This is a genomic window from Nitrospira tepida, from assembly GCF_947241125.1.
GTDB lineage: Bacteria > Nitrospirota > Nitrospiria > Nitrospirales > Nitrospiraceae > Nitrospira_G > Nitrospira_G tepida.
On the sequence record NZ_OX365700.1, the window covers coordinates 1494874 to 1506433 of the forward strand.

General features: G+C 62.1%; 12 protein-coding genes. 11 read left to right on the plus strand and 1 reads right to left on the minus strand.

Annotated elements, in window-relative coordinates; translation table 11 throughout:
• The first annotated feature begins 6 nt into the window (after positions 1 to 6).
• The 8 genes from QWI75_RS07060 to QWI75_RS07095 all read left to right on the plus strand — a co-directional run bounded on the left by QWI75_RS07060 (position 7) and on the right by QWI75_RS07095 (position 8699).
• Positions 7 to 492 (plus strand): YHS domain-containing (seleno)protein, encoded by a 486-nt coding sequence (locus tag QWI75_RS07060; RefSeq protein ID WP_289267994.1) that lies wholly within the window; start codon positions 7 to 9, stop codon positions 490 to 492.
• A gap of 247 nt (positions 493 to 739) precedes the next feature.
• Positions 740 to 1477 (plus strand): TVP38/TMEM64 family protein, encoded by a 738-nt coding sequence (locus tag QWI75_RS07065; RefSeq protein ID WP_289267995.1) that lies wholly within the window; start codon positions 740 to 742, stop codon positions 1475 to 1477.
• 57 nt (positions 1478 to 1534) lie between these two features.
• The gene (locus QWI75_RS07070; RefSeq protein WP_289267996.1) at positions 1535 to 3115 is read left to right on the plus strand and encodes a mercuric reductase; all 1581 of its coding nucleotides are present in this window, start codon (positions 1535 to 1537) and stop codon (positions 3113 to 3115) included.
• An 11-nt stretch (positions 3116 to 3126) separates the two neighbouring features.
• On the plus strand, positions 3127 to 3867 hold the full coding sequence (locus tag QWI75_RS07075; protein WP_289267997.1) for a DUF3047 domain-containing protein: 741 nt from the start codon (positions 3127 to 3129) through the stop codon (positions 3865 to 3867).
• A 56-nt stretch (positions 3868 to 3923) separates the two neighbouring features.
• Positions 3924 to 5150, plus strand: coding sequence for a hypothetical protein (locus QWI75_RS07080; RefSeq protein WP_289267998.1), 1227 nt, complete (start codon positions 3924 to 3926; stop codon positions 5148 to 5150).
• An 88-nt stretch (positions 5151 to 5238) separates the two neighbouring features.
• Positions 5239 to 6612, plus strand: coding sequence for a cytochrome ubiquinol oxidase subunit I (locus QWI75_RS07085; protein WP_289267999.1), 1374 nt, complete (start codon positions 5239 to 5241; stop codon positions 6610 to 6612).
• A gap of 2 nt (positions 6613 to 6614) precedes the next feature.
• Positions 6615 to 7667: a cytochrome d ubiquinol oxidase subunit II gene (gene cydB / locus QWI75_RS07090; RefSeq protein ID WP_289268000.1), complete on the plus strand. Its 1053-nt coding sequence runs from the start codon at positions 6615 to 6617 to the stop codon at positions 7665 to 7667.
• Positions 7668 to 7676: 9 nt separating this feature from the next.
• On the plus strand, positions 7677 to 8699 hold the full coding sequence (locus tag QWI75_RS07095; protein ID WP_289268001.1) for a molybdopterin-dependent oxidoreductase: 1023 nt from the start codon (positions 7677 to 7679) through the stop codon (positions 8697 to 8699).
• A 149-nt stretch (positions 8700 to 8848) separates the two neighbouring features.
• Here QWI75_RS07095 and QWI75_RS07100 read toward each other — a convergent pair whose 3' ends face one another.
• Positions 8849 to 9154: a hypothetical protein gene (locus QWI75_RS07100; RefSeq protein WP_289268002.1), complete on the minus strand. Its 306-nt coding sequence runs from the start codon at positions 9152 to 9154 to the stop codon at positions 8849 to 8851.
• Between the two features lie 296 nt (positions 9155 to 9450).
• Here QWI75_RS07100 and QWI75_RS07105 point away from each other — a divergent pair, with 296 nt between their 5' ends.
• The 3 genes from QWI75_RS07105 to QWI75_RS07115 are packed head-to-tail and all read left to right on the plus strand — an operon-like array spanning position 9451 to position 11547.
• The gene (locus QWI75_RS07105) at positions 9451 to 10263 is read left to right on the plus strand and encodes a DUF547 domain-containing protein (protein ID WP_289268003.1); all 813 of its coding nucleotides are present in this window, start codon (positions 9451 to 9453) and stop codon (positions 10261 to 10263) included.
• Positions 10238 to 10873 (plus strand): hypothetical protein, encoded by a 636-nt coding sequence (locus tag QWI75_RS07110; protein ID WP_289268004.1) that lies wholly within the window; start codon positions 10238 to 10240, stop codon positions 10871 to 10873. The genes QWI75_RS07105 and QWI75_RS07110 overlap by 26 nt, the downstream gene beginning before the upstream one ends.
• Complete coding sequence (locus QWI75_RS07115; RefSeq protein ID WP_289268005.1) at positions 10870 to 11547, plus strand: TIGR04283 family arsenosugar biosynthesis glycosyltransferase; 678 nt, start codon at positions 10870 to 10872, stop codon at positions 11545 to 11547. The genes QWI75_RS07110 and QWI75_RS07115 overlap by 4 nt, the downstream gene beginning before the upstream one ends.
• Positions 11548 to 11560 lie beyond the last annotated feature (13 nt).

Genomic DNA, 11560 nt, shown 5'->3' on the forward strand with positions numbered 1-11560 from the left:
TGACCAATGACGCATATTCGAGGGGGAGGGCTCGTGAAGCTCGCGTCGAGTACAGTGGGCATGATGGCGGCAATCTGCCTGATTTGCGCGGGTGCGATGGCCGGCGAGTTTTACGAGCCAGGCGGGGTGGCCATTCGTGGCTATGATCCGGTTGCTTATTTCGAGGAGCGCCGCCCGGTCAAGGGGAGTTCGACCTGGACGGCTCAATTCCAGGGTTCGACCTTTTATTTCGCTTCGGCTGCGAATCGCGACGCCTTCACGGCTGACCCCGAACGCTATGCTCCCCAATACGGAGGCTTTTGCGCGTTCGGCGCCGCCAAGGGCTATAAGGCCAAGACCGATCCCGATGCGTTCAGCCTGGTGAACGGCAAGCTCTATTTGAACTACAGCTTGAATGTGCGAGCACTGTGGCAAGAGGATATCCCCGGGTATATTGCGAAGGGCGACAAGAATTGGCCCGACGTCCGGAAAACCACAAGGGTCCGCGAGTGACGGGTCGGTTCTCTTCCGATCCGTCGAGGCATGCGTGGTTCTCCTGTCATGTATCTCGCAGATGGGCGTGGAAGAGGCGGGTATTTTAGGAAGAGCGCGATGCAAGACCCTGAAAGGGGTGCATGTCGGCGGGGCTTGTCACCGATGTGCAAGATTTCATCTCGGCGGCCGACACACAAGGCAGAGAAGAATGTGCCGGAACACACTGTCGATCAATCGGTGATTGACACTTCACGGAGGAGCACCCATGATACGCGATAACGCCATGTCGAACGTGCCGGCCCAAGCCAGGACTTCCTCCCCGCCGTCCACTTCAGGAAGGATGATCCTATTGCTGCTGATTGCGGTGGGAATCGGCGCCTTCTTCTACTTCGATCTCGGACGGTTCCTGTCGCTCGATGCGCTGAAAGCCAACCGCGACCATCTACTGGCGTTTGCGGAGATGAACGCCGGCGTGGCGGCGGTCCTGTTTGTTGCGACCTATGTGGTTGTGACGGGCCTGTCGCTCCCGGGCGCGGTGATCTTGACCCTGGCCGGAGGCTTTCTCTTCGGGAGCCTCTTCGGGACCCTGCTGGTGAACATCGGCGCCACCACCGGCGCCACCTTGGCCTTTCTGGCCGCCCGCTACCTGCTCCGGGATTGGGTCGAACAGAAGTTTGGGAGCAAGCTCGGTGCCATTCAGGAGGGGTTCGCGAACAACGCCTTCAGCTACCTGATGACGTTGCGATTGATTCCGCTCTTTCCGTTTTTTCTCGTCAACATGGTCTCGGGTCTGACCAGGGTCAGCGTCGGTACCTATGTGGCGGCCACGGCCTTGGGCATCATTCCCGGTAGCTTCGTCTATGCCTATGCCGGCCGGCAGTTGGGCACGATCAACTCGCTGAAGGAGATCGCCTCGCCGAACGTGCTGCTGGCGTTCACGTTGCTGGGCCTCCTGGCGATGGTGCCGGTTCTCTACAAGAAGGTTGCCGCCAAGCGGGCCTGAGCCGGCCGGATCGACGACGCCCCCATCCAATTGACAAGACCAGCCATGAGGCCCAGTATGCAGACCTTACTGATGAATACCCCTGAAACCAGCCGTGAGCCTGTCACCGTCCAGCCGATGGACGAACACAACATCACGTTGGTGAACAACGTGCATCCGTCGGATTGGGTCAATCCGCAACCACAAGGGAAGTACAACATTGTCGTCATCGGCGCCGGCACCGCCGGGCTCGTGACCGCCGTGATCGCCGCCGGCGTGGGAGCCAAGGTGGCCTTGATCGAACGGCACCTGATGGGCGGCGACTGTCTGAACGTGGGCTGCGTGCCCTCCAAGGGGATGATCCGGGCCGCGACCGCCTGGGCTGATGTCAAGCGGGCCGCAGAGTTCGGCCTGCACATTCCCCCCGGCATCAAATATGACTTCGGCGCGGCCATGGCCCGGATGAGGAAGCTGCGCGCCAGGATCAGCCGCACGGACTCCGCGCATCGCTATAAGGGCCTGGGGGTGGATGTCTACATCGGCGATGCCAAGTTTCTCGGAGAGGATCGTATCGAAGTCGTTGGACGGGCCGGAAACCGGAGCTTGCAGTTCGCCAAGGCGGCCATCTGCACCGGCGCGCGGGCGTCGGATCCACCGGTTCCAGGATTACGCGAGGCAGGCTACCTGACCAACGAAACGGTGTTCACGTTGACGGATCTGCCGCCACGGCTCGGCGTGATCGGGGCCGGTCCGATCGGCTGCGAGCTGGCGCAGGCCTTTGCGCGATTCGGCAGTCAGGTCTATTTGATCGAGGCCATGCACGGCATTATGCCGAACGAGGACCGGGATGCCGCGGAGATCGTGCTCAAGTCCATGCAGCGTGACGGGGTCACGCTGCTCTGCTGTGGGAAGGACCTCAAGGTTGGGAAGACGGAGGGCGGGAAGCGCCTGGCCGTGGATTCGCACGGGCGACATTACGATGTCACAGTGGACGAGATCCTGGTCGGGGTCGGCAGGACGCCGAACGTGGAGGGGCTGGGGCTGGAAGCGGTCGGGGTCGAGTATGACCAGGCCGGCGTCAAAGTGAACGAGCGCCTTCAAACCACCAACCCGCGAATCTATGCCGCAGGCGACATCTGCTCGCGCTACAAGTTCACCCATGCGGCCGACGCCATGGCCCAGATCGTGATCCAGAATGCGCTGTTTCCCCATCCGCTCGGGCTGGGATATGCCAGCGCGGAGTCGCTCATCATGCCCTGGTGCACCTTTACCGAGCCGGAGGTGGCGCACGTCGGGCTCTACGAAGAAGAGGCGAAAAAGAAAGGCATCGAGGTCGAAACCTATACCTACAAATTGGACGAGGTGGACCGGGCCATTCTCGACGGGCAGGACGAGGGGTTCGCGCGGGTGCATATTCAGAAAGGGTCCGACAAGATTCTGGGCGCGACGGTCGTGGCGGCCCATGCAGGCGACATGATCGGCGAGTTTTCGGTCCTCATGAAAGCCGGGGCCGGGGCCAAGACGCTTGCCTCGACCATCCATCCCTATCCGACCCAGGCCGAGGTCAACAAGAAGGCGGTGACTTTGTGGCGCAAGGCCCACTTCACGCCCCGGACCAAGGCCCTGCTCACGAAACTGTTTGCCTGGATGCGGCGGTAGTGAGGGCCGTTATGGGCATGACGTGGCCCATCGCGTCCGCCGCCCTGCTCAGCCTTGCAGCCGTGGTGTCAGCGGAGACTCCGGTCTTGCTGGAGGTCGGCTTGTTTTCGCAGGCCGGCGAGCGTGACGGCCTGCCCGCCGGGTGGAAGCCGCTGACGTTCAAGAACGTTCCCAAGCCCACTCAGTACGGATTGGTGAAGGACGGGGAGACCCTCGTGGTCAAGGCCGTCTCGGAAGCGGCGGCGAGCGGCCTGATCAGGGAGATCAGGATCGATCCCAACGAATATCCGATCGTGCAGTGGCGCTGGAAGGTCGCCAACGTGCTGCAAGAGGGCGATGTGACCAAGAAGAGCGGTGACGACTATCCGGCGCGCCTGTACATCACGTTTGAATATGATCCGGAGCGGGCGGGCCTGTTTGAGAAGGCCAAGTATCAAGCGGCGAAAGCCATCTTCGGCCCGGATGTGCCCTTTCGCGCGCTGAACTATATCTGGGAAAGCAAAGCGGCCAAGGGCAGCATCATCCCGAACCCCTACACCGATTGGACGATGATGGTCGTCGTGGAAAGCGGCACGGCCCGTCTCAATCAGTGGATCACGGAGGAGCGGAATCTCGCCGAGGACTTCAGGCGGGCCTTCAACGAGCCTCCCTTGATGATCTCGGGCGTGGCGATCATGACCGATACCGACAATACCAAGGAACAGGCCACGGCCTACTACGGCGACATCCTGTTCAAGAAAGCCCTCCCGTGAGGGGGAAGGTCGAGGTTGAGGCTAAGGGTTAGCCGAGGTCGAAGAAGAGATGAAAGATGAGCGCACTGTTGCCACCGACACTTCTCTCGACCTTGACCTTAGCCTCAGCCTTGTCGCTCTCCGGGTGTCTCTCGCCCATCGCCATGCATCGGGCGGTGATCGAATATGATCGTACGGTCAGTTACGTCGAGGCGGATCTGCTGTTGCTGAACATCGCGCGGGCTCGCGCCCATCGCCCGGTCCACTTCACGGCGGTCTCCAGCGTCGCGGCGACCTTCGATTTCCGCGTCAACGCCGGCATCACCGGCAACATCGGGCATGCCGTGGGGGATGCCATCGAGCGTCCGGTGACGTTGGAATACTCCAACAGCGTGGCGGAGAATCCGACGATCACGATCGTGCCCGTGACGGGAGAAGAATTTACGAAGCGGGTGCTGCGGCCGCTCGACGAGGCGAAGTTCGAGTTTCTGGTCCATCAAGGCTACGACATCAACATGTTGCTCCGGATCATGGCCCGCGACATCGCGGTGGACGGGGGCGAGCGACCCACGCTCTATGTGAACGCGCCCTCGCAAGGCGAAGGCTACCGGGAGTTCCGCCGCCGCCTCCTGCACCTGGCCGGCCTCGAGGCGGAGCGAGTCCTGTTCATCGGCCCCATCCTCTATGAGGAGGCCCAGCGCGTGAGGCTGCATCGGGCGCCCAGCGCGGAGGAAGTTGTCACAGCCCTCGAAAAGGGCTATCGCTGGTCCGACGGGGAGGAGGCGACCGGCTACCTGTTGAAGCGCAAGGAAATCGGACGCCTGTTGATCTCGAACTATGATCCGAATCGAATCTCGCCCGAGGAACGACGGAGGTTGCAGGAGGAGGCCGTCCGCTATGCGGGCGACTCCATCCTGGTCGATATCCGGCCTGGGTTTCCGGGCGGAGACTTTCCGCTCCATGGCACGATCCGGTTGCGCAGCATGAACGCCATTATCAACTTTGTCGCGAGGGGGATCGGCGAGGAGCCGGAGATCGGCGTCGAGCCGGACCCCCGGACGCGCGCGATCGTGCGGAATCCCGTCCGCACGCTGGAGATCGAGGAGAGCGAGCGGAAGCCGAGCGACTTCGAATTCTCCGTGGAGTTCGATAAACGGTATTACTTCATCCGCAAGTATCCGACCAGCGAGGGCATGTCGCCGAGCTGGAATCAGGAGGCCTTTGCGGTGCTGTCGAACCTGTTCCAGATGACGGTCACGGACCTGACGCGGTACCCGACGCCGGCCATCGCCATCGCAAAATGAGGCGTGCTCCTCACGAAGTCGGCCGGGAGGCGCCTCCTCAGGGCAACTTGACGGCTGAAATTCGTCGGGGTTGAAACTGAATCCACCCATGGCGAGCGCACTTCTCTACGATCGGCTGCAATTCGCCTTCACGGCGACGTTTCACTATCTGTTTCCTCAGCTCACGATGGGGCTGGCCCTGCTGCTCCTGTATGTGAGGACGAAGGCCTTGCGGAGCGGCGCCGCGCACGATCACGCGGTCGCTCGTTTCTGGACCAAAATATTCGCCCTGAGCTTTGCCTTCGGCGTGGTGACCGGCATCCCGCTGGAATTTCAGTTCGGGACCAACTGGGCGAGGTTTTCCACCTACGCGGGCGGCGTGATCGGCCAGACCTTGGCCATGGAAGGCCTGTTCGCGTTCTTCCTGGAATCGTCGTTCCTCGGGGTTCTGCTGTTCGGTGAGGGCCGATTCAGCGAGCGCCTCCAATGGGCGGCGGCTTTGTTGCTGTTCATCGGATCGTGGCTCTCCGGGTTCTTCATTTTGGCGACCAACTCCTGGATGCAACATCCGGTCGCCTATACGACGGGCACCGACGGCCGGGTCCATGTGGACAGCCTCCTGGACCTTCTGACGAATCCCTGGCTCCTGTGGCAGTACACGCACAATATGACAGCGGCTGTCGTGACCGCCTCGCTGGCGATGGCCGCCGTGGGCGCCTTCTATCTATTGTCCGGCCGCGACATCGCCTATGGGCGGACCTTCGTGAGGACCGGCGTCGTGGCGGGCGCCATCGCCTCCTGCCTCATGGTCTTTCCCACCGGCCACGGCAACGCGAAGCAGGTGTTCGAGCATCAGCCGGTCAAGGGCGCGGCGATGGAAGGGTTGTTCCGAACCGAACGTGGGGCCGGCCTGTTGCTGGTGGGACAGCCCAATATGGAAACGATGACCATCGACAACCCGCTGGAAATCCCGAGCGCGCTCAGCTTTCTCGTCTATGACGAGCTTTATGCGCAGGTAAAGGGGCTCGATGCGTTCTCCCGCGAGCTCTGGCCCGACAACATTCCGCTCCTCTATTACTCATACCACGTGATGGTCGGACTCGGGACGATCTTCATCGCGGTCATGGGAGGATCGCTGCTGATGCTTTGCCGGGGGAGGCTCTATGACGCGCGATGGTGGCTGTGGAGCCTGATGCTGCTGGCGCCGTTTCCCTGGATTGCGACCACCGCCGGCTGGATGACGGCTGAGCTCGGGCGACAGCCTTGGCTCGTCTACGGCTTGATGCGAACCGCCGATGGAACGTCCCCGTTGGTGCATTCCGGGAACGCGCTCTTCACATTGTTGGGATTCATGGGGCTGTACCTGCTGCTCGGCCTGCTGTTCACCTTGCTGGTGATTGAAACGATCTGGCATGGGCCGGATCATCATGCTTCGGAACCGGCGCCGGCTCTCTCGCCGGTCCCACAGGGCGGCGGGACCTGAACGTGGAAACTCTGTGGTTTGTTCTGTTGGCCTTCATGCTGACCGTCTATGTCGTGCTTGACGGGTTCGACTTCGGGACCGGCATCGTCTACCTGTTTGTCGCAAGGGCCGACGAGGAACGGCGGGCGCTCCTTGCCGCCATCGGGCCTGTGTGGAATGGGAACGAGGTCTGGCTGATCGCCTCGGGAGGGCTCTTGTTTTTCGCATTCCCGCGCGCCTACGCCGCTGGTTTCAGCGGCTTTTACCTCGCGCTGATCATCGTCTTGTGGTTGTTCATCCTGCGGGGGCTGTCGCTCGAGTTGCGGTCCCATTTCGACCAGCCCCTCTGGACCGGCTTCTGGGATGCAGGCTTCGCCCTGGCCAGCCTGCTGCTGGCGGTCGTGTTCGGGGCTGCCTTGGGGAACCTGATTCGGGGCGTTCCGCTCAATGCCGACGGGTACTTCTTTACACCCTTCTGGACGGATTTTCTGCCGGGACCGGAGCCAGGCATCCTGGACTGGTTTACGCTGCTTATGGCACTCACGACAACGGCCATTCTCACGCTCCATGGGGCGAACTATGTCGTGATGAAGACCAGCGGAGAAACGGCACGCCGGGCATCCTATCTGGCCAGGCAGAGCGGCTGGACCGTCGTGGTCCTGACGCTTGTTGCATTGAGCGTCGTGCCGTTCGTGCAGCCGACGATCCATAACAACTATGACGCCCATCCAATCGGCTGGACCTTTCCTCTCCTCGCCGTCGGAGGCATGGGCCTGACGATCTGGGCTGGTCGTCACGGGCAGGAGGTCGCTTCTTTCGGCGGGTCATCGCTGTTGATCATCGGCCTCCTTGCCGCGACGGCCTGGGGTGTGTATCCCAATTTGCTGACGGCAACCGGTGGGGCTTCAGTGAACAGTTTGACGATCGACAATGCGGCGGCCTCGCCCCATGGTTTGACCGTCGGGCTTGGGTGGTTTTGCGTGGGGATCGTGCTGGTGGCGCTGTATTCGGTCTCCGTCCACCGAATGTTCTGGGGAAAAGTTCCGCAGCGGGATCTCGCAAGCGATCGGAGATAAAGACCGTCCATGAATCGATTGATGAATGGCATGCGGCTGTCGCGACGTGAGCTGTTTGCCATCGCGGGAGGGGCTGCAGCTTGGTCCATCGTGACCGATCCCAGACCGGTCCTGGGTAATATCCTCGATCGCCTGTTCCACGGCAAGCCGGCCGTTTCGACCGCGCCGATTACGCCGAACGACGAGTTTTATGTCACCTCCTACCGGAGTCCTCCGACGGTGCGCGTTGACGATTGGCGGCTCTCCGTCACCGGCTTGGTCGAACGCCCGCTGACATTGACGTATGGGCAACTGGTCGCACGGCCCGTGACCTCCGAGATCGTGACCTTGGAATGCATCGGCAACATGGTGGCCGGCGAGTTCATCAGCACGGCCGAATGGGGCGGTGTCCCGCTTCGTGATCTGCTGGAGGAGGCGGGAGCTGATCGGCAGGCCTACGATGTCGTGTTTCATGCCGCGGATGACTATGCCGACGGGATTCGCCTGGAGCGCGCGCTGGCGGGCGATGTCTTGGTCGCGCATCGGATGAACGGGGTGGCGCTTCCGCCTGGACATGGTTTTCCGGCTCGGATCATCGTGCCGGGGCTCTATGGAATGAAGAGCGTGCAGTGGCTGACGAGGATTGACCTGGTGGCCCACGATTATCGCGGTTACTATCAACGATCAGGCTGGACAGATGAGGCGACCGTGAAGACGACTTCGCGCATTGATGTGCCGGTCCATGGGACGACGCTCCGGGGCGCTCGCCACCTGATCCAGGGACTTGCCTTCGCAGGCACGCGTGGCATCCGGACGGTCGAGTTGAGCTTCGATGAAGGCGCATCCTGGCGGGCGGCGGACGTCGAGGCACTGCTCTCGCCTTTTGCCTGGGTGTTCTGGCGCTACGACTGGCGGCCGCCGGGGCGCGGACTCCATGCCATTCGGGTTCGCGCGACGGACGGCACCGGACAGGTGCAGTCGGATGACCAACAGCCTCCTGCGCCGGACGGGGCCACCGGTCTCCATGAGATCACCGTGAAGGTAGAGGGGTGAGCATGGAGTTGGCCCAGGCCGGAGACATGGTTGCGACAACGATAACGCACCGGCGGAAGGGATCAGCCTAGATCGGGATGCCGAAACAGGAAGGGCCGGCCCGGTTGGGCCGGCCCTTCGACTCGGGCGGGCAATGCAGGGACGGGCGGTTATTGAATCGAGTTGGCGTGATGACCGGCGGTAATCTCGGCCCGGACCGTATCTCCGGGCTTCTTCGCGCCACGAAGTTGCTTGGTGTCCTTGCTCACCACCATCTGGACCTCGTTGCCCTCGTAGTCCTCGACGACGTAGATGTTGCCTTCGACCTTGGTGAGCTTCCCCTGGACCATGCGATGGGCCGGTCCTGGCTTGCTGTCGAATTTCTGCTGGCGTTTCTTTTCCGCCGCTTCGGCATGGGTAGCCAGGCTGAACCCCGCGATGAGCGCCACCGCGATCATGGATTTCGTGAACGTCATAGCCGTACCTCCTTCGCTTCGCCCCGGCAGCCGGCGTCTCAACCGCTGCGGGAATCAAGATGTCCAAAGCAGGGAGGCGGGTTCGCAAGGCCTATGCCGATGGAACACGCGAGATGTGCCGTTTGTTTCAACGCGTTTTCAGCGGGTTAGGGGATAGGGTCTGATGGCCGGACGGCCGGTGAACGACGGCGCGGCGAAAAAATGGACCGGCCTGTCCAAATGTGATCGGGACCGTTGCAACCGGAGTCCCGGTGGTGTATGTCGGAACCCTTGCTGAATCCAACCGTGGTGACGCGATGGTCTGGCTTCGAATCCTGATGCTCATCCAGCTTGCGGCTGTGGGCGGCTGCTCCACGGTTCCCTCCACGTTTCATCCCAATCCGGCGATTCCCTCCCGCACTTTCTCGCACCATCTCTGGGATCAGGTCTTGCGCGCCCATGTGGCGGATGGGCAGGTGAACTATCAGGGTATGGCCAAGGACAAGCGATTTGCGGAATACCTGACAGATCTCAACCATGTCGATCCGAACGCCTTGCCGACCAGAGCCGATCGGCTGGCGTTCTGGATCAATGCCTATAACGCCTTCGCCGTCAAGGGCATCATCGATGGGTACTCGCCCCGTTCCCTGTGGGGACGCTACCGGTTTTTCATCGCGCGCGATTATCGCGTCGGGGGCGAGACGATCAATCTCTACGATCTCGAGCGATCCTTACTGATCCCCGACTTCAAGGAGCCGCGCATACATTTTGCGATCGTCTGCGCCTCGGCCTCCTGTCCCAAGCTGCGCTCATCGGCCTATGTCGGAGAGGAGCTCGACCGCCAATTGGACGAGGCTGCCAGAGAGTTCATCAACGATCCCGCCAAGAACCGGTTCGACCGGGACAACCACGTGGCGCGGCTTTCGATGATCTTCAACTGGTTCACCCACGATTTTGCCGCGCACTCCGGTTCGTTGATGCAGTACGTCAAGCGCTATCTGAACGACCCGGCGTTGGTCCATGAGATGGAACAGACCCCCTATACCATCGAGTTCCTCGACTACGACTGGAGCCTGAACGGGACGCCTCCAAGGAGCGCCGACGATGATCGTCCTGCCGGACGAACGTGAGCCCGTTGCCCAGTTGCTGGGATTTCTCGAATATGGCGAACGGCTGGCGCAGGATTGCGCAGCGGCGCAGGCGGCGCTCGTGGCCGACCCGGGCCATCGCCGGTTTCTCCTCGGCCAAGCCAGACAGGAGTCGATGCATGCAACCGTGTTTCGCGGCGTGATCGCCTGGCTCGCGCCGAGGAGGCTCAGCGCGACACCGCTCTTGCCGCCGCTCGAACGCTATCGGGCCTTGGTGGAGGATGCGATCACGCGGCGCGACCTGCATGAAACGCTGATGGCGGAACAACTCATCCTCGAAGGTCTGGGAGAAGCCATCTTAAACCGGATCGAAGCCGGGCTGGTGAAGCGCGGCGCTCCCTTCGGGCGGCTCAGACGAATCCTGCTGCATCAGGAGGAGGCGCACCATGGTTTTGGGAGACGATTGCTCGATCGCGCAAGGGCTGAAGGCGCGCTCCAACCAGATCGGCTCCGCGGCCGGGCCGAGGAGTATCTCGGGTTGACGCAGGACATGGTGCTGACGTTGGCGTCGCTGTTCTCGACGATCGACGAAGACGCCTCGGCCTGGGCCTCGGATGTGCGGCTTTATGTGCCGGAATGGTGCGTCGGATGATCTCCGTCGTCATGCCGGTCTATCAGGAGGAGCGGGCGTTGCCCACGACCCTGCGGTCGCTGTTGACCCAACCGGGCGACTATGAGGTGCTGATCGTAGACGGCGGCAGCACGGATCGAACCTGCGAGGTGGTGCGAGCCGAACCGCGAGCACGGGTCTTCACGGCGCCGAAGGGCCGCGCGTCTCAGATGAACGAGGGCGCGGCGCATGCGCGAGGGGAGTGGCTGTTGTTTCTGCACGCTGACACGGTCCTGCCGCCCGGGGCGCTCAAGCGCCTGAACGATCTGGAAGCCGATCCTTCGGTGCAGGCCGGAGGGTTCCTCCACCGTTTCTCGGGTGACGACTGGCGCTTGCGCCTGATTTCGTTCCTGGACAATGTCCGCTGCGGCCGGAGCAAGATCATCTATGGAGATCAAGCCCTGTTCGTTCGGCGGTCCCTGTTCGAACGGCTCGGAGGATTCCCGCCGCAGCCGATCCTGGAGGACGTAGCCTTCTGCGAACGCCTCCTCAGGGAGACGACCCCCGTCCTTCTTTCGCCGCCCGTTGTGACCGATGCGAGAAAATTCGTGCAGATGGGCATCTGGCGAAGCTTTCTCCGGGTGCTGCTGATCATCCTCCACGTGGAATTCCGCCTGCCGGTCCTGCCTCGGGCTTTTTTTCAGGACGTTCGCTGAGCCGTTCCGGCGA

Coding starts and splice junctions, on each gene's coding strand:
- QWI75_RS07095 (WP_289268001.1), top strand. CDS start 7,677: ATGAATCGATTGATGAATGGCATGCGGCTGTCGCGACGTGAGCTGTTT.
- QWI75_RS07105 (WP_289268003.1), top strand. CDS start 9,451: ATGGTCTGGCTTCGAATCCTGATGCTCATCCAGCTTGCGGCTGTGGGC.
- QWI75_RS07070 (WP_289267996.1), top strand. CDS start 1,535: ATGCAGACCTTACTGATGAATACCCCTGAAACCAGCCGTGAGCCTGTC.
- QWI75_RS07115 (WP_289268005.1), top strand. CDS start 10,870: ATGATCTCCGTCGTCATGCCGGTCTATCAGGAGGAGCGGGCGTTGCCC.
- QWI75_RS07075 (WP_289267997.1), top strand. CDS start 3,127: ATGGGCATGACGTGGCCCATCGCGTCCGCCGCCCTGCTCAGCCTTGCA.
- QWI75_RS07080 (WP_289267998.1), top strand. CDS start 3,924: ATGAGCGCACTGTTGCCACCGACACTTCTCTCGACCTTGACCTTAGCC.
- QWI75_RS07110 (WP_289268004.1), top strand. CDS start 10,238: ATGATCGTCCTGCCGGACGAACGTGAGCCCGTTGCCCAGTTGCTGGGA.
- QWI75_RS07085 (WP_289267999.1), top strand. CDS start 5,239: ATGGCGAGCGCACTTCTCTACGATCGGCTGCAATTCGCCTTCACGGCG.
- QWI75_RS07065 (WP_289267995.1), top strand. CDS start 740: ATGATACGCGATAACGCCATGTCGAACGTGCCGGCCCAAGCCAGGACT.
- QWI75_RS07060 (WP_289267994.1), top strand. CDS start 7: ATGACGCATATTCGAGGGGGAGGGCTCGTGAAGCTCGCGTCGAGTACA.
- QWI75_RS07100 (WP_289268002.1), bottom strand. CDS start 9,154: ATGACGTTCACGAAATCCATGATCGCGGTGGCGCTCATCGCGGGGTTC.